Below are 25,096 nucleotides of genomic sequence, written 5' to 3' on the forward strand. Positions count from 1 at the left end.
CTCTTACACCTGAGTCTCGATCAATACCCCGGTCAGGTCCGAAAGCCGGGCGGCAAGCTCCAGCACCTCTTCGGCAGGAATTTGCCGGATCACCTGATCGTTGTGGGTATCCCGCACCACCACCACGTCACGGCCAGAGGCGTCATCGACGTGAAAGGAGAGCGCCCGCTGGTTACCACTGACAAAGCGCTCCAGCTCCTCGGCGATGCGGTTGAGGCGCTCCTGGTCCAGTGCCGGGTTATCGGCCTTGACGCCCTTTTCCATCGACTGCACTGCGTCTTTAGCTACCACTGCGGTGGTTTCCTGGCTCGAACGTGCCGGGGCCGGGGTATTGCTGGCCACGGAGTTTGCAAGATGTGTACCAGAAACATTGGTTAATTGAGAAGCCATAGTGCGGTCCCATGGTTGTGTATTCGCTCTTTCGCTGTATCGGCGATCCCGCGAAGAGCTTTAGCTGAAAAAACAAACAGGCCACCTCACGGTGGCCTGTCATTAGGTTGGGTAGAACCCGAATGCTTACAGCAGGGACAGAGCCAGCTGCGGGATCTGGTTGGCCTGGGCCAGCATGGCGGAGCTGGACTGCTGCAGCACCTGCTGCTTGGACAGTTCCGCGGTCTCCTTGGCAAAGTCCACGTCCACGATGCGGCTGTTGGCGTCGGAAACGTTGATCTGGATGTTGCTCAGGTTGTTGATGGTGTGGCTAAAGCGGTTTTGTACCGCACCCAGATCCGCACGCTGCTCATCGATCTCGGTGATGGCCTGGTCGATCACCATGGTGGCCACGGTGGAGCCGTTCAAGGTGCTCAGGTCCAGGTCGGCAACAGAGATGGTGTCCGCCACAGCGGCCGGATCGGTGGTGATAGTCTCGCCATCCAGGTCACCGGCACCGGTGTCGTTTACAGAAGTCACGGTGATGGCGGCATTGGCCAAGGAGTCATCCACCAGGAAGATCAGGTCGCCCGCGCTGGAGGTCACACCGTATTGATCGTCCTCTTCGGCTACCAGGGCGGTGATGCCCTTGCCACCAACCGCTTCGTTCATTTTGGCGGCGACATCTTCTACGGTGTCACCCACATTGATGGTGAAGGAGGACTCCTTGCCATCGATGTCGATGGTCACGGTCTCATCTTCGGTGATGCCAGTAATATCCGCGGCATCCCAAGCACCGCCATCGATGCCCAGACCACCGGTCAGGGAGGCGGCACTCACGTCACCCAGGGAAACGGAGATGGTTTCGTTGGCGTTGGCGCCCACCTGGAAGGACTGGGTACCGTAGGAGCCGTCCAGCAGGTTGTTGCCACCGAAGGAGGTGGTGTCGGCGATCCGGTCCAGCTCGCTTTGCAGCGCGGTCATCTCTTTCTGGATGGAGGCACGGTCCTGCTCGGAGTTGGAGCCGTTGGCGGACTGGATGGACAGGTCACGCATACGTTGCAGGATGTTGGTAGATTCCTGCATGGCACCTTCCGCGGTCTGAGCGATGGAGATGCCGTCGTTGGCGTTGCGCATGGCCACATCCAGACCACGGGTCTGGGAGGTCAGGCGGTTGGAGATCTGCAGACCTGCCGCATCGTCCTTAGCGGAGTTGATGCGCAGACCGGAGGCCAGGCGCTCCATGGAGGTGTTGCCAGCACCGCTGGCAGAGTTCAGGTGGTGCTGGGCCGACATTGAAGTCACATTGGTATTTACGGTAACAGCCATGGGCGTTCTTCCTTCTCGATATAAGACCACGGGACCAGTCATCGACTGTGTTCAGCACCGCGAAAACTGCAGCACCTCATCCCCTTACACCCGCTGTTTCGGCGATGAATCTACCGCCTTGAGAAAAAAAGCCGCAAAACCATCCACTTTTACCCGCCATTAACCAACAAAACACCCCCACACAACCAAGGCAACGCAAAGGCAAACTACACAACCAGACAGATACAAAAAAGGCCACCTCTCGGCGGCCTTTAAAATCTTTACTAACCAGTATCTTACAGCAGAGACAGAGCCAGCTGCGGGATCTGGTTGGCCTGGGCCAGCATGGCAGAACTGGACTGCTGCAGCACCTGCTGTTTAGACAGCTCTGCGGTCTCCTTGGCAAAGTCCACGTCAACAATACGGCTGTTAGCTTCGGAGACGTTCACCTGGATGTTGCTCAGGTTATTGATGGTGTGGCTGAAACGGTTCTGTACCGCACCCAGGTCAGCACGTTGTTCATCGATCTGGGTGATCGCTTGGTCAATCGCGACAATGGCAGCCTGAGCACCAGAAGCGGTGGAGACATCCAGCTTCGAGATATCGAAGCTGTCATCAGCACCGACGGTCGGCGCAGTCACACCGGTACCGGCCATAACCAAGTTGGATGCACCACTCCCATCATTTTCAATGGAGCCTTCGATGATAATGTCACCGGCATCATTAACACTTGCCGCCACGCCAAGGTCGCCCAGATCGCGGTTCAGTGCATCCACAATGCCACCGGCATCAGTTGCACCGCTCAAATCAACAGTAACGGCAGGCTGAGCGGTACCGGTTGCATCGGTGTAGGTGAAGCTCAGGTCATCTGCGGCGATCAAGGCATCTACGCCCGCTGCAGCAACCAGAGTACCTGAAACATCTTTACGCTGAGCCAGAGCGTCGGCGGACACATCCCCCAGCGACAGGGCGATGGTTTCATTGGCGTTTGCGCCAACCTGGAAGGACTGGGTGCCGTAGCTGCCATCCAGCAGGTTCTGACCACCGAAGGAGGTGGTGTCAGAGATACGATCCAGTTCGCTCTGGAGCGCAGTGATCTCCTTCTGGATGGAGGAGCGATCTTCTGCCGAGTTAGAGCCGTTGGCGGACTGGATGGACAGGTCACGCATCCGCTGCAGGATGTTGGTGGACTCCTGCATGGCGCCTTCGGCGGTCTGGGCGATGGAGATGCCGTCGTTGGCGTTACGCATCGCCACATCCAGGCCACGGGTCTGGGAGGTCAGACGGTTGGAGATCTGCAGACCTGCTGCATCGTCCTTGGCGGAGTTGATGCGCAAGCCGGAGGAGAGACGCTCCATGGCGGTGTTGCCGCCGCTGCTCGCCTTGTTCAGGTTGTGCTGAGCGGTCATGGAGGTGACATTGGTATTTACAGTAACAGCCATTGCTGATTCCTCTTGTTGATGGCCTGCCCAGACGACGCCGGTGTTATGGCCCTGTAGTTCCTTCCCCCTTGTTATCGCGCATACGCATCAATGCTTTAGCACTTTTTTTACCACCACAAACAAGACGCCAACCCAACCACAAGAGATCGCAACAACTTAATCATTTTCAGATCGATCACACTGGTTAACCCCTGCTCACCTGGCCTTAATCTCTAAACAAACGCCACAAAAAAGCCGGCAACAGTGCCGGCCTTGGTTGTTCAGGCTGAAAAATCAGAAGCGCAGGCCGCCATCGATCTCCAGCACCCGGCCATTGATGTAGTCATTGTTGACGATAAAGGCCACGGTACGGGCGATCTCGTCCGGCTTGCCAACACGACCGGCGGGGATCATCCCCTCCAATCGTGCCAGTGCCTCCGGCTTCATCGACTCCACCATCTCGGTGGCGATAACGCCCGGGGCAATGGCAGCGGTACGGATATTGTGACGGGCCAACTCCCGAGCCCAGCCGGTGGTCATGGCTACCACCGCTGCCTTGGAGGCGGCGTAGTTGGTTTGGCCGATGTTACCGGAGCGGGCCAGTGAGGAGATGTTGATGATCACCCCACCCTGGCCGTGCAGCGCCATCTGGGCAGCCGCCTCACGACCACACAGGAAGCTGCCGGTCAGGTTCACGTCGATCACCGACTGGAACTGGGCCAGGGACATCTTGCTCTGCACCGCCCCCTCCTTGACCTTCACCAGCATGCCATCACGCAGCAAACCGGCATTGTTGATCAGCACATGAGGGCCGCCGATCTCCTGGGCAATGCGCTCAAATACCTGCTCTACCGACGCTTCCTCGGTGATGTCCAGGGGGAAAGTCTCAGCCTTCAGCCCCTGCTCCGCCAGCAACCCGGCGGCACGGGCCAGGGCATCCTGGTTGATGTCGATCAGCACCAGCTTGGCGCCCTGGCTGCCCAGATGCTGGGCCATCGCCAAGCCCAGGCCACCGGCTCCGCCGGTGATCACCACCACTTTGTTATCCAGTTCCATGGTTTTTATCCTTGTTGTTCGATTCGCTGCGGCAAACCACTGCCAGCTTGATGCCCAGCATGCCAAAGCCGGTCCCCCGGGGACAAACCCAAGGGCGAAATGGGGATTGATACAGGTGGATTAAAACCCTTCCAACAGCCGTCGCTCGGCGCGCTCCATCTTCGAGGGCGGCCCCTGCAGCAACAGGATATCCCCCTCCTGGAACTGCAGCTCATCATCCAGCGCCTGGCGAGCATCCTCACGCTGTACCGCCTCAACACTGACCTGCCACTGCTGCAGCGAGATCTCCTGCAGACTGCGCCCGACCGCCCAGGCATCCCGGGTCAGGGTGATACCATGCAGTTGCTCCCGTGGAGTCTCCTCACCAGAGAAGAAGCCATGCAGGGTGGAGTAGTGACGGCGCCGCTCGCGCTCAAGCCGCTTGAGGATGGTGGAGAGGGGCACATCCAGGCGATAGAGCACCTGGGAGACCAGCATCAGGCTGCCCTCCAGCGATTCAGGAATGACCTGGTCGGCCCCCGCTTCTCGCAACGCCTTAAGGGTCTTGTCATCCCGGGTGCGCACCAGGATTGGCAGCTTGGGAGAAAGCGCCCGGATGCAATCGAGCTGGTTGAAGATGGCGCGGCGGTTGTCGTAGGTCACCACCACCATCTTGGCCCGGAGCAGCCCTGCGTCCTTGAGGATCTCGCTGCGGCGGCCGTCACCAAACAGCACCGGCTCGCCACCACCCCGGGCTTCACGCACCCGCACCGGGTCCAGATCCAGCGCCAGGTAGGGGATCCCCTCCCGGCGCATAAAGCGAGCCAGGGTTTGGCCTACCCGACCGTAGCCGAGTAACAGGACGTGATCCTCAAGCTGGGGTGCCTTGGGCTGGATATCCCCGCCAGTAAGGCGATCGCCACTGCCGAGCATCAGCTTGGCCAGCTCCAGGCAGCGGTTAATCAGGGTGGGGGCCAGCACCATAGAGAGCACCCCCACCACCACGATAAGATTACCCAAGGCAGGATCGATCACCTGCCAGGTCAGTGCCAGTCCCACCAGGATAAAGCTGAACTCGCCGATCTGCGCCAGACATAGGCCGGTAGCCAGGGCGTCCTTGATCTTCTCACCGGTGCCCACCGCCAGCATCGCCACAATGGCCGCTTTCATCAGCATCACCAGTGGCAGCATCAGCAGCAGCAACAGCCAGTGCTCCATCACGATGGAGATATCCAGCAGCATCCCCACCGAAACGAAGAACAGCCCCATCAGCAGATCGCGAAAGGGACGGATGTCAGCTTCCAACTGCTGTCGATACTGGCTCTCCCCCAGCAGCATCCCCGCCAGGAAGGCCCCCAGTGCCATCGACAGACCCAGCCAGAGGGTGACAAAGCCGGTGGCCAGGGCCACCACCAGGGTGGTAAGGACAAACAGCTCGTCGGAGCGGGAGCGGGCCACCTCATCAAACAGCCTCGGCAGCAGGTAGCCGCCGGCCCACAGCAGCGCAGTAAACACCGCACCGGCCTTAAGCAGGGCCCAGCCCAGCTCAAACACCAGGGCGGTGCCAACGTTTTCGGAGCCCAACATGGGGATGATGATCAGCAGGGGGATCACCGCCAGGTCCTGGAACAGCAGCACACTGACGGAAAGCTCACCATGACGACGGTTGAGCCAACCCAGCTCATCCAGCTGTTTCAGTACGATGGCAGTAGAGGAGAGGGCGATGGCGGCGCCCACCACGATGGCGGCGCGCAGCTCAACCCCCAGGGCGAGGGCGATAAGCGAGGCGATCCCCCCGGTGACCAACACCTGGGCGCTGCCCAGGCCAAACACCCGGCTGCGCATCGCCCACAGCCTGGGCAGGGAGAACTCGAGGCCAAGGGAAAACATCAGGAAAACGATACCCAGTTCGGCAACCAGGTGGATCTGATCCTGGGTCAGCCAGGCCAGGCCTTCGGGGCCAGCGAGCAGCCCTAAGCCCAGCCAGGCCAGGATCACCGGCAAGCCCAAGCGACGCACCAAGGCGATGGCCACAATGGCCATGGTGGCCAACAACAACCCTAAGCCTAACCAGCTTTCCTGCATCCCTACCTCCTGGTATCGCTTATCCTGGTTCTGGGCACCATCCCTGCCCATGCGTGCTCTGGGCCCAGCTTTCCTGCCAGTAACCCAATGCCGCGATAGGCCTGTCATGGTAACAGAGCATCGCCACCCGGTCTCGCTGCCAGGGTGGCACGCCATATTCCTGCCACAGCTTCTTCAGTGGCCGAGAGCCGTTGCGCCCCACCGGGTGCAGGCGCAGGCTGCCGGGCAAACCGTAGCACACGGTTAATCCGCTAAGCCCCTGGGGCAGCGACAAGCGCGGCCCACTGTCTCGAGAGACCAACTTCCAATGCTCGCCATTGGCCAGAGGGTCCGGGCCAAAAACCTCCTGGGTGGGCAGCACCGGCGGGGCTTTAGCCAACAGGTAGAGCCCCTGCTGATAGCGCCGTACCGACCATTCGCCCCAGTCCAATTGTGGCTGACTGTCCGGCCGTGCGGTCCAGAAATCCTGTAGCTGGGCCAGTTGTACCCGGCTGGGCAGCAGGGCGTCCTGCAAAGCCAGCCAGTAGCGCAGCAGGTTATTGCGTCGGGCGAGGCTAAAGCCCTCACTGTTGGTCAATGACAGCCCCTGCCCCGGCAGGACGCAGGCCTGCCAGTCCTGCTGGGCTAGTTCATCGCACAATTGCTGCTGCTCAGCGCAGAGCTCGGCACTGCGGGCCAGGCTGCGTTTGACCCCCGGCCAGCGCTGCTGCCACTGGGGCAGCACCTGGTGGCGCAGGAAGTTGCGGTCAAAACGTAGGTCCTGGTTGGAGTCATCCTCGATGTGGGCCAGCCCCAACTCCCGAGCCGCGGCTTCCAGCTCAGCACGCTCAAAGGCCAGCCAGGGACGCAGCAAGCGCCCCGCCCCCAGAGGCTGCTGCGCCGGCATGGCCGACAGGCCCTTAGGGCCACTGCCACGCTTGAGCGCCAACAGCAGAGTTTCCGCCTGATCGTCCAAGTGGTGCCCGGTCAGCAGAATATCCTGCGCGCAGATACGCTGTTTAAACGCCTGATATCTCGCCGTTCTGGCCAGGGCTTCGACGCTTTCGCGAGGGCCGGGGTTGAGCTGAACCGGGATGATCTCGATGGCCAGGCCCAGTTGCTCTGCGCTGCGTTGGCAATGCTCTGCCCAGGAATCGGCGTTGGCGGACAGGCCATGGTGGACATGAAGAAGGTGACAGGGGATGTCAGGGTGGTGGGATTGCCAGCGGGCCAGCAGTGTGGCCATCAGTTGCGAGTCGACGCCACCGCTGTAGCCCAGCCAGACCCGCTTGGGCTGGGCCTGGCTCAGGGCGCACTCCAGCGCCGCGTAAAGCGGCGCGGTGGCTAACTCAGCGGCAATAGCCGTAGCCCATCAGGCGCTCGTAGCGCTCCGACAGCAGGCGATCCAGGTCCAGACCCTGGAGCAGGCCCAGATCCTCTTCCAACCGCGCCTTGAGGCTGTTGGCCATGCCGGTGGGATCCTTGTGGGCACCGCCCATCGGCTCCTTGATGATGTTGTCCACCAGGCCCAGCTCGTGCAGGCGCTGAGCGGTGATCCCCATGGCTTCCGCCGCCTTGGGCGCCTGTGCCGCGTCCTTCCACAGGATGGAAGCACAGCCTTCCGGCGAGATCACCGAGTAGGTGGAGTACTGCAGCATGTTAACGCGGTCACCCACACCGATGGCCAGTGCCCCGCCGGAGCCACCTTCGCCGATCACGGTGCACACCACCGGCACCTTGAGGCCGGACATCACCAGCAGGTTCTTGGCGATCGCCTCGGACTGGCCACGCTCTTCGGCACCAACGCCGGGGTAGGCGCCAGGGGTGTCGATGAAGGTCAGGATCGGCAGCTTGAAGCGCTCCGCCATCTCCATCAGACGTAGCGCCTTGCGGTAGCCTTCCGGACGTGGCATACCGAAGTTGCGGCGGATCTTCTCCTTGGTGTCGCGACCCTTCTGCTGGCCGATCACCATCACCGGCTGATCGTTGAAGCGAGCGGTACCACCGATGATCGCCTCGTCGTTGGCGTAGGCGCGGTCACCGGCAAGCTCGTCAAACTCGGTAAACAGCATGCGAATGTAGTCCGCGGTGTAGGGACGCTGCGGGTGGCGAGCCAGCTGAGACACCTGCCAGGGGGCCAGATCGGAGAAGATCTTGCGGGTCATTACCTCGCGCTTCTCCTCCAGTTGGCTGATCTCCTGCTCCAGATCCAACTCCAGGTCGCCGTTTTGCGAGACCTTACGCAGCTCTTCGATTTTTGCTTCCAGCTCCGCGATGGGCTGTTCAAACTCCAGAAAGTCCAAGCTCATATTCCTATTCGCGTTGCGGGGCATCCTGCGCCCCGGCGGTTAAAATGTCAGGTTGACCCGTTCCCGGCCCAGCAACTTGTGCAACTCGAGCAGCAGGTCATCACCGGGACAAACCCGGTACTGGTCACCTAATTCAAACACCCCATGGGCATTGGGACGCTGGTACTGTACCTGTACCGGGCAGCCCCCCTTACCATGGGTGGTAATCACGTTCTTCAACTGTTCCAGGTTGGCCGGCTGGGCCTGGGCCTGGTCCAGGTTCAACACCAATGCCCGGGCGTAACGTTCCCGGGCCTGGCCAATGTCCAGGATCTCTTTGGCGGACATTTTATTGCCGCCACTGAACTGATCAAAGCTGACCTCTCCCTCAACCACCAAGATATTGTCTGTTCCGATAAGATCTTGATACTTCTCAACGCCCTCGGAGAATAGCATCACTTCCAATCGGCCGGACTTATCATCCAGGGTGAAGATCCCCATCTTGCTGCCCCGCTTGGTGATCATGATGCGCGAGGCGATCACCAGACCAGCGGCTCGCACGGTCTTGCCACGGCCGGTGGGGCTCATGTCTTTAAGGCGTCCGCTGGTGAATTTCTTTAACTCTTTGAGGTACTGATTGATCGGGTGGCCGGTCAGGTAGAGGCCCAGGGTCTCTTTTTCGCCATCCAGCCAAACCTTGTCATCCCAGGCCGGTACCTTGACGAAGGCGTGGTGGGCCTGCTCAGCATCCGGGGTGAGGGAGCCAAACAGGTCGTCCATCCCCTGGGCGGCGTTGCGGGCGTTCTGCGCCGCGGCCTTGATCGCCTCCTCCAGGGTGGCCATTAGGGTGGCACGGTGCGGCGCTCCGTCCGGCAGGCGGGGACCAAGATTGTCCAGTGCACCGGCCAGGATCAGCTTCTCGATGGTGCGGCGGTTGACCTTCTTCAGGTCGATGCGGTCGCAGAAGTCAAACAGATCGGTGAAGGGGCCGCCGCTGTCCCGGGCCGCCAGGATCTCATCCACCGGGCCCTCACCCACGCCCTTGATGGCGCCGATGCCGTAGACGATCTCTTCTTTCTCGTTAACGTTGAACTTGTACAGGCCCTGGTTCACGTCCGGCGGCAGCACCGGCAGCCCCATGCGGTTGCACTCGTCCACCAGGGTCACCACCTTGTCGGTGTTGTCCATATCCGCCGACATCACCGCTGCCATAAAGTAGGCGGGGTAGTGAGTCTTCATCCACAGAGTCTGGTAGGACACCAGGGCGTAGGCGGCGGAGTGAGATTTGTTGAAGCCGTAGCCGGCAAACTTCTCTACCAGGTCGAAGATCTTCATCGCCAACTCACCGTCGACGCCGTTGTTCTTCGCCCCCTCTTCGAAGGTGACCCGCTGCTTCTCCATCTCCTCCGGCTTCTTCTTACCCATGGCCCGGCGCAGCATATCCGCGCCCCCCAGGGTGTAGCCGGACAAGACCTGGGCGATCTGCATCACCTGCTCCTGGTAGAGGATGATGCCGTAGGTGGGCTCCAAGATGGGCTTCAGGCTGTCATGCTGCCAGGTTTCATCCGGGTAAGAGATCGCCTCGCGACCGTGCTTCCGGTCGATGAAGTTGTCTACCATGCCCGACTGCAGCGGCCCCGGTCGGAACAGGGCCACCAGGGCGATCATGTCCTCGAAGCAGTCCGGCTTGAGTCGGCTGATCAGCTCCTTCATACCACGGGATTCCAGCTGGAACACCGCGGTGGTCTCGGAGCGCTGCAGCAGATCGAAGCAGCGCTTGTCGGTTAGGCTGATGCTCTCAATACGCACCGGCTTCTCACCCCGGGCTTCCAGTGCCGGGTTGAGCATGTCCAGGGCCCACTGGATGATGGTCAGGGTTCGCAGGCCAAGGAAGTCGAACTTAACCAACCCGGCGGTTTCCACGTCGTTCTTGTCGAACTGGGTCACCGGGTTTTTGCCCTCGTCGTCGCAGTAGAGCGGGGCGAAATCGGTGATCTTAGTGGGGGCGATCACCACGCCACCTGCGTGCTTACCGGCGTTACGGATGGTGCCCTCGAGCTTGCGGCAGATGTCGATTAGGTTGGCCACCTCCTCGTTGCCGTCATAGTTCTCCTGCAGCTGGGGCTCCACCGCAAAAGCTTTCTCGAGCGTCATGCCCGGATCGCCAGGCACCAGCTTGGAGATTCGATCAACAAAGCCAAAGGGATGGCCCAGCACCCGGCCGACATCGCGGATCACCGCCTTAGCCGCCATGGTACCGAAGGTGATGATCTGGGACACCGCGTCACGGCCATAAAGCTCGGCGGTGTGGTCGATCACCTCATCACGGCGATCCATGCAGAAGTCGACATCGAAATCGGGCATGGAGACCCGCTCCGGGTTGAGGAAGCGCTCAAACAGCAGATCGTATTCCAGCGGATCCAGATCGGTGATCTTCAGCGCATAGGCCACTAATGAGCCGGCACCAGAGCCCCGTCCCGGCCCCACCGGGATATCGTTATCCTTGGACCACTGGATAAACTCCATCACGATGAGGAAGTAGCCGGGGAAGCCCATGTTGTTGATCACTTCCAGTTCGATCTTAAGGCGCTCGTCGTACTCCGGGCGCTTGGCTGCCTGCACCTCCGGATCCGGAAACAGGAAATCCAGCCGCTCCTGCAGCCCCTCCTCAGACACCTTCACCAGGAAGTCTTCGATCTTCAGATCGCCGGTGGGGAAGTCCGGCAGGAAGTACTCACCCAGCCGCACCTTAACGTTACAGCGCTTGGCGATCTCAACGCTGTTCTCCAGCGCCTCCGGAATGTCCTGGAACAGCTCCAGCATCTCTTGTTCGGAGCGCAGATACTGCTGATCCGAGTAGCGACGGGGTCGGTTGGGGTTATCCAACGGGAAGCCATCGTGAATGCAGACCCGGATTTCGTGGTTATCAAAGTCCGCCTTATCCTTGAACACCACCTCGTTGGTGGCCACCAAGGGCAAGCCACGCTCATGGGCCAGCGGCACCACCTCATGGATGTAGGACTCTTCGTCCTGACGACCGGTGCGGATCAGCTCCAGGTAGTAGTGATCAGGGAAGTGGGCTTCGTAGAAGCTCAGCAGCTCCAGCGCCAGCGGGTGGTTGCCCTTGACCAGGGCCTTGCCCACGTCCCCCTCACGGCCACCGGAGAGCAGGATCAGCCCTTCGCTGTATTTCGCCAGCCAATCCTTGTCGATCACTGCGCGACCGTCAACGTGGCCGCGCAGGTAGGCCTCGGAGATCAGCTCAGTAATGTTGGCGTAGCCGGCGTTGTTGGCAGCCAGGGCGGTGATGCGGCACTGCTCCTCGCCCAGCTCCGGTACCCGCATCCAGAAGTCGGTACCGATGATCGGCTTAACCCCATTTTTGTGGGCGGCACCGAGGAATTTCACCAGGCCGCAGAGGTTGGTCTGATCGGTCAGGGCCACCGCAGGCATGCCCAGGGCAGCCACCCCTTTGACCAGGGGGCCGGTTTTCATCAACCCGTCCACCATGGAGAAGTCGGAGTGGACGCGAAGGTGGACAAATTTGGGATCGTTCATCGGCATGGCGGGGCCACTTCTCTCCGGAAAGTGGGGCACCGATGCCCCACCTCAAAAAGTTATCTTGTCAGTTTTACCGTACTTTCGCTGTCGCGTCTCGTTGCGACAGGGCACGTTGTACCGGCGCGAAGCTGGTACGGTGCTCCGGCAGGGGGCCGTGGGCCTGGAGTGCTTCCAGGTGGGCCTTGGTGGGGTAGCCTTTGTGTTTGGCAAAGCCGTACTGCGGGTGACGGCTGTCCAGCGCCACCATTTCGAGATCCCGCACCACCTTGGCCAGGATGGAGGCGGCGGAGATGGCGGGCTCCTTGTCGTCCCCTTTCACCAACGCCTCGGCGGGCAGGCCACCGAAGTCCGGGCAGCGGTTGCCATCCACCCGGACCAGGGTCGGGGTGACGGACAGGCCGGCTACTGCGCGCTGCATCGCCAGCATGGTGGCATGAAGGATGTTGAGCTGGTCGATCTCCGCCACGCTGGCGCGGGCGACATGCCAGGCCAGGGCCTTCTCGCGGATCTCATCAAACAGCAAGATCCGCTTCTTCTCCGACAGCTTCTTTGAGTCTCTGAGGCCCTCGATGGGGTTGGCGGGATCCAGGATCACCGCCGCGGTGACTACGTCCCCCACCAGCGGGCCGCGGCCCACCTCATCAACCCCGGCGATACGCTCAATCACCGCCATCACCATCACCACCCTCGCCGTCGTCGCTCTCCATCACCGGATTGTCGTGCAGACGACGTTGCTTGTTCGCCTCAACAACGGCCATCACCGCCTCGGCGGCGCGGGCCGACGCATCGCGACGGATCTGCTGATGCAGCTCGGTAAAGCGGCTGACCAGGGGGGTCGGATCCAGGGTCAGCTTCTGCTCCACCTCCGCTACCAGCTTTTCCACGGTACAGTCGTACTGCAGCAGCTCGGGCACCAGGTCCTCACCGGAGAGCAGGTTGGGCAGGGCTACCCGGTCCACCGACATCATCGCCTTGGCGATGTGGTAGGTCAGGGTGCTGACCTTGTAGGCCACCACCATGGGGCGTTTAACCAGCATCGCCTCCAGGGTAGCGGTGCCGGAGGCCAGCAGGATGGCGTCCGAGGCAGTCATCACCTCACGGGAGCGGCCATCCACCAGGGTCAGCTCAGGGGCTTGTTCCATCTCGGCCAGCAGCGTTTCGAGTTGCTCGCGGCGGGCGGCGTTGGCCAGCGGCACCGCAATGGTGAGATCCGGCAGCCGACGTTGCAGCTCGGCTGCCGCCTGCAGGAACACCGGGCCGATGCGGCTCATCTCGCCACCGCGGCTGCCCGGCAGCATCGCCAGCACCTTGCCCTGGGCCGGTAGACCCAGCGCTTCACGGGCCGGGCCGGGCTCACTGACCAGCGGGATCTCATCCGCCAGGGTATGGCCGACAAACTCGCAGCTGACCTGGTGCTGGTCATAGAAGGCTTTTTCAAAGGGCAGCAGCGCCAGCACCTGATCGGTGGCAGCGTCGATCTTGAAGATCCGCTTGGGACGCCAGGCCCAGACCGAGGGACTGACGTAGTGCACCGTAGGGATCCCGGCGTCCTTGAGGGTTTTCTCCACCCGCAGATTGAAATCCGGGGCGTCGACGCCGACAAAGACATCGGGCTTGAGTTCGGTGATCCGCTCCACCAGTTCGCGCTTGATCTTGAGCAGCCGTGGCAGGCGACCGAGCACCTCCACCAGGCCCATCACCGACAGCTCCTCCATCGGGAACCAGCTGTCCAGACCCTGCTCAATCATCAGCTCGCCGCCGATGCCGACAAAGCGGGCGTCCGGATGCTGCTGGCGCAGCGCCTTGAGCAGACCAGCACCTAAAATATCGCCGGAGATCTCTCCGGCGACGATGGCAATGGTCAGTGGGCGGAACTCCTCCAAACTGGCCTCCACCTTAGCGTACGATCCCGCGGCTGGAGCTTTCCACGAAGTCCGCCATACCGACCACCTCGGGGTGCTCCTCAGCCAGCTTGCGCAGTTCAGGCAATGCCTCAGCGGTGGTCAGGCCGCTGCGGTACAGGGTCTTGTAAGCCTTGCGGATCGCAGCAATCGCCTCCTTGGAGAAGTCACGACGCTTAAGGCCTTCGCTGTTGATGGTGCGGGGCACCGCGCTTTGGCCGGAAACCATCACGTAGGGTGGTACGTCCTGCAGCACCAGCGAGCAGCCGGCGGTGAAGGCATGGGCACCGATATGAACGAACTGGTGTACCCCGGTCATGCCGCCAAGGATCGCCCAGTCATCCACCCGGACATGACCGGCGATGGAGGCGTTGTTGGCCAGGATCACGTTGCTGCCCACCACGCAGTCGTGGGCCACGTGGGTATAGGCCATAAACAGGTTGTTGGAGCCGATCTTGGTCAGCCCCTGGTCCTGAATGGTGCCACGGTGCACGGTACAGCACTCACGGAAGATGTTGTTGTCGCCAATCTCAACCCGGGTCGGTTCGCCGGCGTACTTCTTGTCCTGGCACTCTTCGCCAATGGAGCTGAACTGGAAGAACTTGTTGCCCTTACCAATGATGCAAGGACCCTTGATCACCACGTGGGAGCCCACCCAGGTGTCGTCACCGATCTCCACATCGGCACCGATGTAGGTGAACGGACCGATGGTGACGTTGTTTCCGATTTTGGCGTCCGGATGGACTACCGCGTTGGCATCAATCACGTTTACATCTCTCGCTTAGCGCACATTAGATCGGCGCTGCATACCACTTTACCGTCCACCAGGGCGCGGGCTTTGTAGAAGCCGATACCACGACGGTCCTTCAAGAACTCTACCTCCAGCTGCAGGGCGTCACCCGGCACCACCGGCTGCTTGAAGCGGGCGTTGTCGATGCCAGCAAACAGGTAGAGGCTGTTCTCTTCCTTGCCGTGGGTCTTGAACGCCAGGATGGCGGAGGCCTGGGCCAGCGCTTCCAGGATCAGGACGCCGGGCATCACCGGCATCTGCGGGAAGTGGCCGGGGAAGAAGGGCTCGTTGTAGGAGACGTTCTTCAGTGCCACCAGCTTCTCGCCGGGGGTATAGTCCAGGACGCGGTCGACCAGGACGAAGGGATGGCGGTGCGGCAGGTGGTCCAGGATCTCCCGGATCTCCATGGTGTTCAGTTGTTCGGACAAAGTGGTTTCCTCAAACCCGATTATTTCTCGTCGCCGGCCTGTTCAGCCAGCTGTTTCTCCAGGGCGCGCAGACGACGGTACATGTCGTCCAGTTGGCGCATCCGAACGCTGTTTTTACGCCAGGTTTTGGCGTCTTGCAGCGGCGGTGGCGAGGCGTACTGCCCTGGTGTCTTGATGTTACCGGTGACCCCGGTCAGACCGGACAGCAAGGTGCCGTCGCAGATCTCCAGGTGGCCGGCGATGGCGCTGTTGCCACCGAAGATACAGTGCTTACCCACCTTGGTGCTGCCAGCCACCACGGTGGCGCCAGCGATGGCGGTGTGGGCGCCAATCTGAACGTTATGGGCGATCTGCACCATGTTATCCAGGATCACCCCCTCTTCGATGCGGGTGTCATCCAGGGCACCACGGTCGATACAGGTGTTGGCACCGATCTCGACCTTGTCGGCGATCACCACCGAGCCCAGCTGGGGGATCTTGATCCACTGGCCCTTGTCGTTGGCGTAGCCAAAGCCGTCGGAGCCGATCACGGCACCGGCGTGGATAATGCACTCGCGGCCAATGCGCACCCCATGATACAGGGTGACGTTGGCCCAAAGGCGGGTCTGGCTCCCAATCTGGACATCGGGACCGATCACGCAGCCGGGGCCAACCTGGACGTCATCGCCGATCACCACGCCCGCTTCCACCACCACGTTGGCGCCGAGGCTGACGTTGCTGCCCAGCTCAGCGCTGGGGTCGACCTGGGCGGAGGGATGGATGCCGCTGGCAGCGGCCGGGGTGCTGTCCAGCAGTCGGGCCACCATGGCATACCCCAGGTAGGGATTGGCCATGATCAGGGCGTTACCCTCGAACCCTTCGGCGTCCGCCTCAGACAGGATCACGGCGCCCGCCTGGGTCTGCTCAAGCTGGGAGCGGTACTTGGAGTTGGCCAGGAAGGCCACATGCTGTTTTTGGGCTTGCTCTAACGTAGCGACACCCTCAATGAGGGTGTCGTCGTTGCCCTGCAGGCGGGCATCCAATGCACCCGCCAACTGCGCCAGGGTCATGCTCATGAATCAGTTACCTTTGGTGACTGCTTCAAGAACCTTAGCAGAGATGTTGTGCTGCTCGTCGGCAAATACCACGCTGCGGGCTTCCAGCACGATGTCGTAACCGCCCTGCTCTGCCACGGTCTGAATGGCACCCTGCACCTGCATCAGGATCTTGCGTTGCTCGTCATTCTGACGCTTCTGCATGTCCTCTTCCAGGGCCTGGCCCTTGAGCTGCAGGTCTGCCTGCAGGGACTGGCCCTTACGCTCCATCTCGGTCTTCTGGGCGTCGCTCATCAGGGCAGCGTCTTTTTGCATCTTCTGCGCCAGCTCCTGCAGCTCTTCCTGCAGGGAGCGTACGGCGGCGATGCGCTCGGCGAAGTCCTGCTCCATCTTCTGGGCAACGGCTTCGCGCTCCGGGTGCTGGGCGATCACTGCGCCCATGTCGATCACGGCGATCTTCTGTTCTGCGTGGGCCGCGGGGGCCAGGGTTGCCAGCATCAGGGCGGCAGTCGCGATTACTTTTTTCAAGGGTTTCACTCCTATGTGAATTTATTCTGTTTCGGGTACTGGCTGTTAGAAGGTTCGACCAATGTTGAAGGAGAACACCTCGGTGCGATCCCCCTCGTACTCTTTGATCGGCCAAGCCAAGCTAAACACCATGGGGCCCATGGGCGATACCCACTGTACCGACATACCGTAAGACGCCCGGATCCGGCTCGGATCGGAGTAGTCCTCCAGCTTATCAAACTCGGACTGGGGCAGGAATCGGTAGGAATCGTACTCAAACTCTGTGTCCCACACGTTACCGGCATCGACGAAGAACGAGGTCCGTACGGTGTTGGCGTAGGCCTCATCCAGGAACGGCGTCGGGATCACCAGCTCGGCGCTCAGGGTAGCGATGGAGTTACCACCGACGGAGCGACCGGTATCCACCGTCACCCGGTCCGGGTTACCGGGCAGGTCACAATTGCCGATACCGCCGGAGGGATCCGGGATACAGGGGGTACCGTCACCGGTCAGGTAGAAGGCGCGGGGGCCAACGGAGTTGGTGCGGAAGCCACGCAGGATGGTGGAACCACCGGCGTAGAAGTTCTCCCAGAACGGCAGGATCTGATCGTGCTCGACCGTGCCATCGTCGTAGGTGCCGTAGCCGTTACCGTAACCCAGGCGACCCCGGGTCAGGAACACCCAGCGGTGGTTCCGTGACAGCGGGAAGTAGAAGCTGGTGTCAAAGTTGACCTTGAAGTACTGGTTGTCACTGCCCGGTGCGGTCACCTTGGTGCTCAGTCGCTGGTTGTTACCGGCGGTGGGGAACATGCCCCGGTTCAAGGTGCTGCGGGTCCAGTTGGCGTTCAACTCAAAGTTGTCGAAGGCCAGGGTCGAGGTGGGGTCGTTCACATCGGCGTAGATGTTGTAGAACTTCAACACCTGCTGATAGGGCGACACCTCGGACAGTTCGTTGTGACGATAGCCGATGCCCACACCCAGACGGTTGTATTCGTTGATCGGCCAGGACAGGTCAAACGCCACGCCGTAGGAGTCGTTCTTATAGGACTCCAGGTAGTAGCGATCGGCGTCAAAGGCAGACCAGTAGATGCTGCCACCGGCACTGACCCCATCCTTGGTGAAGTAGGGATCGGTGTAGGACAGGTTAACGTTCTTGGAGTAGGAGTTGGTGTTCACGTTGATGCCAACGTTGTTACCACTGCCCAGGAAGTTGCCCTGGGACAGGCCCAGCTGCAGGCTGAGCTTACTCTCGGTGCCGTAACCCACGCCAAAGGTAAAGGAGCCGGAGGGCTGTTCCTTCACCTGGTAGGCCACGTCCACTAGGTCGTCGGCGCCGGGCACCGGCGTGGTGGTGGATTCCACCGTCTCGAAGAAGCCCAGACGGTTGAGACGCTCTTTGGACAGCTCCACGTTACGGCTGTTGAGCCAGGTGCCTTCCATCTGACGCATCTCGCGGCGCAGCACCTCGTCACGGGTAACGTGGTTACCGGCGAAGTCCACCTTACGCACGTAGATGCGCTTGCCCGGATCGATGTTGATGTTGAGGGTGACCTCGTTGGTCTCATCATCGATGTCCGGATAGGTGTTAACCGTCGGGTAGGCGTAGCCGTAGCGGCCGAGGAACTTGCTGATCAGCTCCTCGGTGAAGGTCACCTCGGCGCCGTTGTAGAGGTTGCCCTCGCGCAGGGGCACCAGGGCCTCGAGGATCTCGCGCTTATCCAGCAGCTCACCGGTGAGGTTGACCTCTTTGATGTTGTACTGCTCGCCCTCATCGATGTTGATGGAGACGTACAGGCCCTTCTTGTCCGGGGTCATCGCTACCTGGGTGGAGTCCACCCGAAAACGAATGTAGCCGCGGTCCTGGTAGTAGGAGGTTAGGGTTTCCAGGTCGCCTTCCAGCTTCTGCTTCTGGTAGCGGCGATCGCCGAAGAAGTCCCACCAGGCCTTGTAGTCTTTCAGCTCAAGACGACCGATCAGTTCATCATCCGGGAACACGGTGTTACCCACCACGTTGATCTGGTGGATCTCCGCCGCGTCACCCTCTTTAAACTGGAACTTCAGCTCTACCCGGTTACGGGGCAGGTTGATGATCTGGGCCTCCACCTTGGCGTTGTACTTACCCACGCCGTAGTAGAAGTCCTGCAGCCCCTTCTCAATCTCGGTCAGCAGGGTGCGGTCAAGGGGTTCACCCACCTTAACGCCGGAGCTGTCCAGGCTCTCCTGCAGCTGCTCATCTTTGATGTCTTTGTTGCCGTCCAACACGATGTTGGAGATGGTGGGACGCTCGCGTACCTGCACCACCAGGGTGTTGCCTTCACGCAACACCTCGACGTCGTCGAAGTTAGCGGAGGCGTAGAGCGAACGGATTGCACGCTGGAGGGTAATGGCGTCGATCTCGTCGCCTACCTTGACCGGCAGGTTAAGCAACGCGGCACCCAGGGCGACACGTTGTAATCCCTCAACTTTGATGTCTTCTACGACAAATGGCTCGAAGCCTGCAGCCGTGGCAGCCCCGGAATAGGTGGCCCCGACAAGCAGCATCGACGCCATGATTTTATTTATTCTCATAGACGCGACTTTCTTGTAATTCCCTAATGTCCCTACAGTCGGGCAACATCGTTGACAATGGCAATGGACATTAACAACAACAGCAGCGCCGAGCCGATTCTAAAGCCGATCTCTTGCGCCCTCTCGGGCACCGGCTTGCCGGTTAAAAGCTCAATAAAGTAATAGAGTAAGTGACCACCATCAAGTACCGGCAACGGGAAGAGGTTGATGATCCCAAGGTTGACGCTCAAAAGCGCCAGGAATCCCAGGAAAAACACCAAGCCAACTCCGGCACTGGCGCCCGCTCCCTGGGCAATGGCGATGGGCCCGCCCAAGTTCTTCACCGACAGGTCGCCGGTCAACAACTTCACGAAGGTACCCAAGGTCAAAGTGGTCAGCTCCCAGGTGCGGTCTGCGGCCTTCACCGCCGCGGCCAGGGGGCCAAATTTCAGATCCAGGCGGTAGGCCTCGGGCCAGGGTTCACGCAGCGGGGCGATCCCCACCTTGCCCACCAGTTGGCCCTCTTCCACCGTGCCTCGCGGGGTCACGGTCACCACCTGGCGGCCACCGTCCCGTTCGATGTCCATAGTTAACGCTTGATCGGCGGAAGCGGTAATGGCCGCCACCAGCTGTTCCCAGTTGACCGGCTCACCGTCGACGTGGGTGATGCGGTCGCCTTCCCGAAGGCCAGCGGCGTAGCCGGCGCCCTCTTCGTCAACGAAGGCCAGTTCGGTGGTAATGGTTGGAGTCCACAGCTGCAGGCCCAGGCTGGTGGTCAGCGGTTCCTTGTCCGGATCCACCGTCCAGCTACGGGTGTCCAGGGTGAACTGCTGCTCGCGGCTGTCGCCATCGGCGACCAGGGTCAGGGGGATGCGATCGGCGCCGATCTGCGCCGCCAGAGCCAGGTTAAAGGCTTCCCAATCCGCCACCGGCTCACCGGCGACCTGGGTCACTACGGATTTGTCCGGCAGCCCGGCGCGGGCGGCGATGGAGTTCTCCACCGGTGCGGTCAGTACCGGCTTCACTGTCGGCACGCCGATCAGGAACATGGCAAACAGCAGCACCAGGGCCAGGGCAAAGTTGGCCAGGGGGCCGGCGGCCACCACGGCGATGCGCTGCCCCACCGGCTTACGGTCAAAGGCCTGCTCGGCCTCCTGCTCGGAGATATCATCGACCCGGCCATCGAGCATCTTGACGTAGCCCCCTAGGGGGATCATCGCGACGACGTACTCGGTGCCATCCTTGCCCATGCGACGCCAGATGGGTTTACCAAAGCCGATGGAGAAACGTTCGACCTTGACACCGCACCGCCGGGCCACCCAGAAGTGTCCGAACTCATGTACGGTGACCAGGAGCCCAAGAGCGACAATAAAGGCTCCCAGGTTCCAGAGAAATCCAAGCATCACTTTCCTCGACTGATCCAGCCACTTGCCAGTGACCGGGATTGTTTATCCAATTCTGCCAGCCCCTGCAGACTGCTGCAGTGGGCCAAATCTGCGTGCTCAAGACAGTACCCGTTTACTCGGGCAATGTCACTAAAGCCGATCTGCCCCGCAAGAAATGCCGCAACTGCGATCTCGTTCGCGGCATTGAGCACCGTGGTCGCCTCCTGGCCCTGGTGACAGGCGTCGATGGCCAGCTTGAGGCAGGGATAGCGCGCATAATCCGGCGCTTCGAAGGTCAACTGTCCGACCTTGAAAAAGTCCAAAGGTTCCACCCCGGCGGCGATCCGCTGGGGGTAGGCCAGGGAGTGAGCAATGGGGGTACGCATGTCCGGCTGGCCCATCTGGGCCAATACGGAGCCGTCCTGGTACTGGACCATGGAGTGGATAACGCTTTGCGGGTGGATCACCACCTGGATCTGGTCCGGACGGGTATTGAACAGCCAGCGGGCTTCCACGTACTCCAGCCCCTTGTTCATCATGGTGGCGGAGTCGACCGAGATCTTACGCCCCATGGACCAGTTGGGGTGGGCACAGGCCTGATCCGGGGTGATGCTGTCAAAGCTGGCCAGGTCACGGGTGCGGAACGGGCCGCCAGAACCGGTCAGCAGCAGGTGGGAGATGCCGTGCTGAGCCAGGTCACAACGGCCAAGCTGGCCCTGAACCGCCTCCGGCAAACTCTGGAAGATGGCGTTGTGCTCGGAGTCGACCGGCAGCAGGGTGGCACCACTCTCCTTGACCGCATCCATAAACAGACGGCCGGAGACCACCAGGGCCTCCTTATTGGCCAGCAGTACCCGCTTGCCCAGGCGTACGGCAGCCAGGGTGGAGGCCAGACCGGCGGCACCGACGATGGCGGCCATCACGGTATCCACCTGCGGCAACTGGGCCACGTCCACCAGGGCCTGCTCGCCAGCCAGCACCTCAGTGGGCACCAGGCCTTTAAGCTGAGCTGCCAGCTGCTTGGCCGCTTGCGGATCGACCATCACCGCGACGTCCGGAACAAACTCAAGACACAGCCCCGCCATCACTTCGGCGTTGCTGTGCGCGGTCAGTACCGAGGCCCGGTAGAGATCCGGATGACGCCGAATGACATCCAGGGTGTTACCGCCAATGGAGCCTGTTGCCCCGAACACCGCCACATTCTGCATGGATTACGCCCCAAACAGCAGGTACAAAAAGGCGAACACCGGCATCGCTGCGGTCACGCTGTCGATGCGATCCAGCACCCCACCGTGGCCAGGCAGCAGACTGCCGCTGTCCTTGATGTTGGCCGCACGCTTAAACATGCTCTCGGCCAGGTCCCCCAAGGCGGAGGCAAACGCGGTTACCATCCCCAGCAGCAGCGCCTCAACCAGGCTCAGGCTCGGCACCAGCTGCCAGCCGATCAGGCTGAGCAGGGCACAGACCGCCATACCACCGAGCAGGCCCTCGCGGGTTTTGCCGGGGCTGACCTTGGGGATCAACTTGTTCTTGCCGATGGCTTTGCCGACGAAGTAGGCGCCGGTGTCGGCCCCCCACACCAGCAGCAACACTGACAGCACCAGCCAGGCCCCGTCCAGGGTGCCCGGCCAGGCCTTCAAAGCCAGCAGGGCAGCAAAGCAGGGCAGCAGGGTCAACTGGCCAAAGATCACTTTGGCAAACAGACTGTTCTGCCACTTGGCCGCACTTTCCGGGAAGGTGAGTACCAGTGCCAGCGCGGCCAGCCACCAGAGCACGCCAGCCACCAGCAGGCCATGGTAGAGCGGATGCAGATGGCCATCCACCCAGATCAGCGAGCTGGGCACCAGCAACAGCAGTGCCACCAGCAACGCCGCTATGGAGGCGCCGTACAGCCACTTGGCCGCTGGCTGTCCCGGCAGTACCAACGCGCCCCACTCCCGGGCGGCCAGAACGATGACCACGGCCACGGCCACGGAGAAGCCCGTGATGGGCAGCATGAAGATCCCTGCCAGCGCGATGGGCAGCAGCAGCAGGGCAGTCAGAACACGTTGCTTAAGCAAACAAACCTCGAAAATATCAAAGATGAAACTGGGATCAGCCGTTAAGTGTAGGGGCTATTCAGCTCAGGGTGGCGTCCATGATTTGCGCCGATGTCTTGCCAAATCGACGCTGACGGGAAGCGAAACAGGTCAGTGCCTCGTTGAAGGCGTCATCGGCAAAATCCGGCCACAGGGTCTCGGAGAAGAACAGCTCGGCGTAGGCACACTGCCACAACAGGAAGTTGCTGATGCGCTGCTCGCCGCCGGTGCGGATAAGCAGGTCAACCTCAGGCTGATCTGCCAGGCAGATAAAGCGACCCAGCAGCGCCTCATCTATCGCTTCCACCTCGATCTCGCCTTGCTGGGCTAAGCGCGCCGCTTGTTGCGCCGCCTGAACCATGTCCCAGCGACCACCGTAGTTGGCCGCCACGTTCAGCCTCAGCCCCTGGCATTCCGCCGTGGCCAGCTCCGCTTCGCGGATGCGCTGTTGCAACTTGGGTTCAAAGGCGCTGATGTCACCCACCACCCGCAGACGCACGTCGTTCTTTTTGAGCAGCTTGACCTCTCGACGCAGCACGGTGATGAACAGCCGCATCAGCATCTGCACCTCCCGGGCCGGCCGCTGCCAGTTCTCACTGGAGAAGGCGAACAGGGTCAGCGCCTGCACACCACGCTCACGGCACAGTCGCACAACCTCGCGGACCGAACGTACCCCGGCACGGTGGCCTACGACGCGCGGCTGCCCGCGTGACTCGGCCCAACGGCCATTGCCATCCATGATGATGCCAATGTGGCTGGGGATAACGAGCTCACCTGAGATGGGTGCGGACTGCGGCATGAAATGAGGTCCCGTAACACTGAAAACCAAAACGCCGTGTAGGATACCACTACACGGCGCTTTTTCTAACCCACCGGGGAGAATGCCGGGGCACGAAGGCTCAGAAACGTGAGGCCTTCTTTTGCCCAGCCTTCACCGGGGTTCAGACTTCCATCAGCTCTTTTTCTTTGTCCGCAGTGATCGCATCGATCTCTTTAACGAACTTGTCGGTCAGCTTCTGGATGTCGTCTTCGCCGCGACGGGCGTCGTCTTCGGAGATCTCTTTCTCCTTCTCCAGCGCCTTGATGTCACCGTTGGCGTCACGACGGATGTTGCGGATGGCAACCCGGCCCTGTTCCGCTTCACCGCGAACCACCTTAACCAGCTGCTTACGGCGCTCTTCGGTGAGCGGCGGCAGCGGGATACGGATAACGGTACCGGCAGAGTTGGGGTTGAGGCCCAGATCGGAGCTCATGATCGCCTTCTCTACGGCCTGGATCAGGGACTTATCGAACACGGTCACCGCCAGGGTGCGGCTGTCTTCGGTGGTCACGTTGCCCACCTGCTTCAGCGGGGTGTCGGCACCGTAGTAGGAAACGGTGATGCCATCCAGCAGGCTGGGGTGAGCACGACCGGTGCGTACCTTGGCCATCTGGGAGCGGGTCGCTTCCACGCTCTTGGCCATGCGACTTTCAGCGTCTTGTTTGATCTCGTTAATCACGGGATAAGTCCTATCTCTTTGAAACGGGGTTATTCGGTGTCGTTGCTGATCAGGGTGCCGATGTTTTCACCCATCACCACGCGGCGCAGCGCGCCAGGCTCGTTCATGTTGAAGACCATGATCGGCATGCCGTGGTCGCGAGCCAGAGTGAAAGCGGACAAGTCCATTACTTTCAACTCTTTCTCCAGCACTTCTTGGTAGCTGAGCTTATCATACTTCACCGCTTCCGGGTTCTTAACCGGGTCATCGGTGTAGACGCCATCCACCTTGGTCGCCTTCATCACCACATCGGCTTCAATCTCGACACCACGTAGGCAGGCGGCGGAGTCGGTGGTGAAGAAGGGGTTGCCGGTACCGGCGGAGAAGATCACCACCCGGCCGGTCTTGAGCAGGCTGATCGCCTCGGCCCACTGGTAGTTGTCACAGACACCGTTGAGCGGGATGGCAGACATCAGGCGGGCATTGACGTAGGCACGGTGCAGGGCATCACGCATCGCCAGGCCGTTCATCACGGTGGCCAGCATCCCCATGTGATCGCCCACTACGCGGTTCATGCCCGCTTCGGCCAGGCCCGCGCCGCGGAACAGGTTACCGCCACCCAGCACCACACCGACCTGGACACCCAGCTCCACCAGCTCCTTGATCTCCTGGGCCATGCGGTCCAGGACCTTGGGATCGATGCCGAAGCCCTCGGAGCCCATCAGGGCCTCACCACTGAGTTTCAACAGAATTCGACGAAATGCAGGTTTTGGATTGGTGCTCATATATAAGATCCTGATACGTGGGCTTGCTGATCTTTGCTGCCGGGTTCAGCAGCAAAGATCAGCAGCGCCTAAAAAAGACCGCAGCACAGGCTGCGGTCTGAATATGGAACAAGTCGG

21 protein-coding genes are annotated in these 25,096 nt (G+C 61.1%); all 21 read right to left on the reverse strand.

What is annotated here, in order from left to right:
- Positions 1-3 precede the first annotated feature (3 nt).
- A complete protein-coding gene (locus BUC04_RS17620) occupies positions 4-342 on the reverse strand; it encodes a flagellar protein FlaG (RefSeq protein WP_073326036.1) in 339 nt (112 codons plus the stop codon).
- 174 nt (positions 343-516) lie between these two features.
- Positions 517-1,698, reverse strand: a complete 1,182-nt coding sequence (locus tag BUC04_RS17625) for a flagellin (RefSeq protein ID WP_067660664.1) — start codon at positions 1,696-1,698, stop codon at positions 517-519.
- 275 nt (positions 1,699-1,973) lie between these two features.
- A complete protein-coding gene (locus BUC04_RS17630) occupies positions 1,974-3,119 on the reverse strand; it encodes a flagellin (protein WP_067660661.1) in 1,146 nt (381 codons plus the stop codon).
- A 273-nt stretch (positions 3,120-3,392) separates the two neighbouring features.
- Positions 3,393-4,154: an SDR family oxidoreductase gene (locus BUC04_RS17635; RefSeq protein WP_067660658.1), complete on the reverse strand. Its 762-nt coding sequence runs from the start codon at positions 4,152-4,154 to the stop codon at positions 3,393-3,395.
- Between the two features lie 120 nt (positions 4,155-4,274).
- Positions 4,275-6,218: a monovalent cation:proton antiporter family protein gene (locus BUC04_RS17640; protein ID WP_067660907.1), complete on the reverse strand. Its 1,944-nt coding sequence runs from the start codon at positions 6,216-6,218 to the stop codon at positions 4,275-4,277.
- Positions 6,219-6,237: 19 nt separating this feature from the next.
- Positions 6,238-7,557: a tRNA lysidine(34) synthetase TilS gene (tilS, locus tag BUC04_RS17645; protein WP_326937934.1), complete on the reverse strand. Its 1,320-nt coding sequence runs from the start codon at positions 7,555-7,557 to the stop codon at positions 6,238-6,240.
- A complete protein-coding gene (gene accA, locus BUC04_RS17650) occupies positions 7,547-8,506 on the reverse strand; it encodes an acetyl-CoA carboxylase carboxyl transferase subunit alpha (RefSeq protein WP_067660652.1) in 960 nt (319 codons plus the stop codon). Before accA ends, tilS begins: the two co-directional genes overlap by 11 nt.
- Positions 8,507-8,545: 39 nt before the next feature.
- Positions 8,546-12,043, reverse strand: a complete 3,498-nt coding sequence (gene dnaE, locus BUC04_RS17655) for a DNA polymerase III subunit alpha (protein WP_067660641.1) — start codon at positions 12,041-12,043, stop codon at positions 8,546-8,548.
- Positions 12,044-12,116: 73 nt separating this feature from the next.
- Positions 12,117-12,719, reverse strand: a complete 603-nt coding sequence (gene rnhB, locus BUC04_RS17660) for a ribonuclease HII (protein WP_234977449.1) — start codon at positions 12,717-12,719, stop codon at positions 12,117-12,119.
- On the reverse strand, positions 12,706-13,929 hold the full coding sequence (lpxB, locus tag BUC04_RS17665) for a lipid-A-disaccharide synthase (RefSeq protein WP_082766691.1): 1,224 nt from the start codon (positions 13,927-13,929) through the stop codon (positions 12,706-12,708). Before lpxB ends, rnhB begins: the two co-directional genes overlap by 14 nt.
- Before the next feature lie 13 nt (positions 13,930-13,942).
- A complete protein-coding gene (gene lpxA, locus BUC04_RS17670) occupies positions 13,943-14,713 on the reverse strand; it encodes an acyl-ACP--UDP-N-acetylglucosamine O-acyltransferase (protein ID WP_067660638.1) in 771 nt (256 codons plus the stop codon).
- 2 nt (positions 14,714-14,715) lie between these two features.
- Positions 14,716-15,165 (reverse strand): 3-hydroxyacyl-ACP dehydratase FabZ, encoded by a 450-nt coding sequence (gene fabZ, locus BUC04_RS17675; RefSeq protein WP_067660635.1) that lies wholly within the window; start codon positions 15,163-15,165, stop codon positions 14,716-14,718.
- Positions 15,166-15,185: 20 nt separating this feature from the next.
- Positions 15,186-16,220, reverse strand: a complete 1,035-nt coding sequence (gene lpxD / locus BUC04_RS17680) for a UDP-3-O-(3-hydroxymyristoyl)glucosamine N-acyltransferase (protein WP_067660632.1) — start codon at positions 16,218-16,220, stop codon at positions 15,186-15,188.
- Between the two features lie 3 nt (positions 16,221-16,223).
- A complete protein-coding gene (locus BUC04_RS17685; protein WP_234977451.1) occupies positions 16,224-16,727 on the reverse strand; it encodes an OmpH/Skp family outer membrane protein in 504 nt (167 codons plus the stop codon).
- A 45-nt stretch (positions 16,728-16,772) separates the two neighbouring features.
- A complete protein-coding gene (gene bamA / locus BUC04_RS17690; protein WP_067660628.1) occupies positions 16,773-19,274 on the reverse strand; it encodes an outer membrane protein assembly factor BamA in 2,502 nt (833 codons plus the stop codon).
- A gap of 32 nt (positions 19,275-19,306) precedes the next feature.
- Complete coding sequence (rseP, locus tag BUC04_RS17695; protein WP_067660625.1) at positions 19,307-20,656, reverse strand: sigma E protease regulator RseP; 1,350 nt, start codon at positions 20,654-20,656, stop codon at positions 19,307-19,309.
- Entirely contained in the window at positions 20,656-21,846 is a 1,191-nt protein-coding gene (ispC, locus tag BUC04_RS17700) for a 1-deoxy-D-xylulose-5-phosphate reductoisomerase (RefSeq protein ID WP_067660622.1), read from the reverse strand. The genes rseP and ispC overlap by 1 nt, the downstream gene beginning before the upstream one ends.
- A gap of 3 nt (positions 21,847-21,849) precedes the next feature.
- Positions 21,850-22,698, reverse strand: coding sequence for a phosphatidate cytidylyltransferase (locus BUC04_RS17705; RefSeq protein WP_067660619.1), 849 nt, complete (start codon positions 22,696-22,698; stop codon positions 21,850-21,852).
- A 58-nt stretch (positions 22,699-22,756) separates the two neighbouring features.
- Complete coding sequence (gene uppS, locus BUC04_RS17710) at positions 22,757-23,515, reverse strand: polyprenyl diphosphate synthase (RefSeq protein WP_067660616.1); 759 nt, start codon at positions 23,513-23,515, stop codon at positions 22,757-22,759.
- A gap of 142 nt (positions 23,516-23,657) precedes the next feature.
- Complete coding sequence (gene frr, locus BUC04_RS17715) at positions 23,658-24,215, reverse strand: ribosome recycling factor (protein WP_067660613.1); 558 nt, start codon at positions 24,213-24,215, stop codon at positions 23,658-23,660.
- Positions 24,216-24,244: 29 nt separating this feature from the next.
- Complete coding sequence (gene pyrH / locus BUC04_RS17720) at positions 24,245-24,979, reverse strand: UMP kinase (protein ID WP_067660611.1); 735 nt, start codon at positions 24,977-24,979, stop codon at positions 24,245-24,247.
- Between the last annotated feature and the right edge of the window lie 117 nt (positions 24,980-25,096).

The sequence above is a fragment of the Ferrimonas marina genome (assembly GCF_900129905.1).
Taxonomy (GTDB): domain Bacteria; phylum Pseudomonadota; class Gammaproteobacteria; order Enterobacterales; family Shewanellaceae; genus Ferrimonas; species Ferrimonas marina.

Coding starts and splice junctions, on each gene's coding strand:
- BUC04_RS17625 (WP_067660664.1), bottom strand. CDS start 1,698: ATGGCTGTTACCGTAAATACCAATGTGACTTCAATGTCGGCCCAGCAC.
- BUC04_RS17630 (WP_067660661.1), bottom strand. CDS start 3,119: ATGGCTGTTACTGTAAATACCAATGTCACCTCCATGACCGCTCAGCAC.
- BUC04_RS17635 (WP_067660658.1), bottom strand. CDS start 4,154: ATGGAACTGGATAACAAAGTGGTGGTGATCACCGGCGGAGCCGGTGGC.
- BUC04_RS17640 (WP_067660907.1), bottom strand. CDS start 6,218: ATGCAGGAAAGCTGGTTAGGCTTAGGGTTGTTGTTGGCCACCATGGCC.
- accA (WP_067660652.1), bottom strand. CDS start 8,506: ATGAGCTTGGACTTTCTGGAGTTTGAACAGCCCATCGCGGAGCTGGAA.
- dnaE (WP_067660641.1), bottom strand. CDS start 12,043: ATGAACGATCCCAAATTTGTCCACCTTCGCGTCCACTCCGACTTCTCC.
- rnhB (WP_234977449.1), bottom strand. CDS start 12,719: ATGGCGGTGATTGAGCGTATCGCCGGGGTTGATGAGGTGGGCCGCGGC.
- lpxD (WP_067660632.1), bottom strand. CDS start 16,220: ATGAGCATGACCCTGGCGCAGTTGGCGGGTGCATTGGATGCCCGCCTG.
- bamA (WP_067660628.1), bottom strand. CDS start 19,274: ATGAGAATAAATAAAATCATGGCGTCGATGCTGCTTGTCGGGGCCACC.
- rseP (WP_067660625.1), bottom strand. CDS start 20,656: ATGCTTGGATTTCTCTGGAACCTGGGAGCCTTTATTGTCGCTCTTGGG.
- ispC (WP_067660622.1), bottom strand. CDS start 21,846: ATGCAGAATGTGGCGGTGTTCGGGGCAACAGGCTCCATTGGCGGTAAC.
- uppS (WP_067660616.1), bottom strand. CDS start 23,515: ATGCCGCAGTCCGCACCCATCTCAGGTGAGCTCGTTATCCCCAGCCAC.
- pyrH (WP_067660611.1), bottom strand. CDS start 24,979: ATGAGCACCAATCCAAAACCTGCATTTCGTCGAATTCTGTTGAAACTC.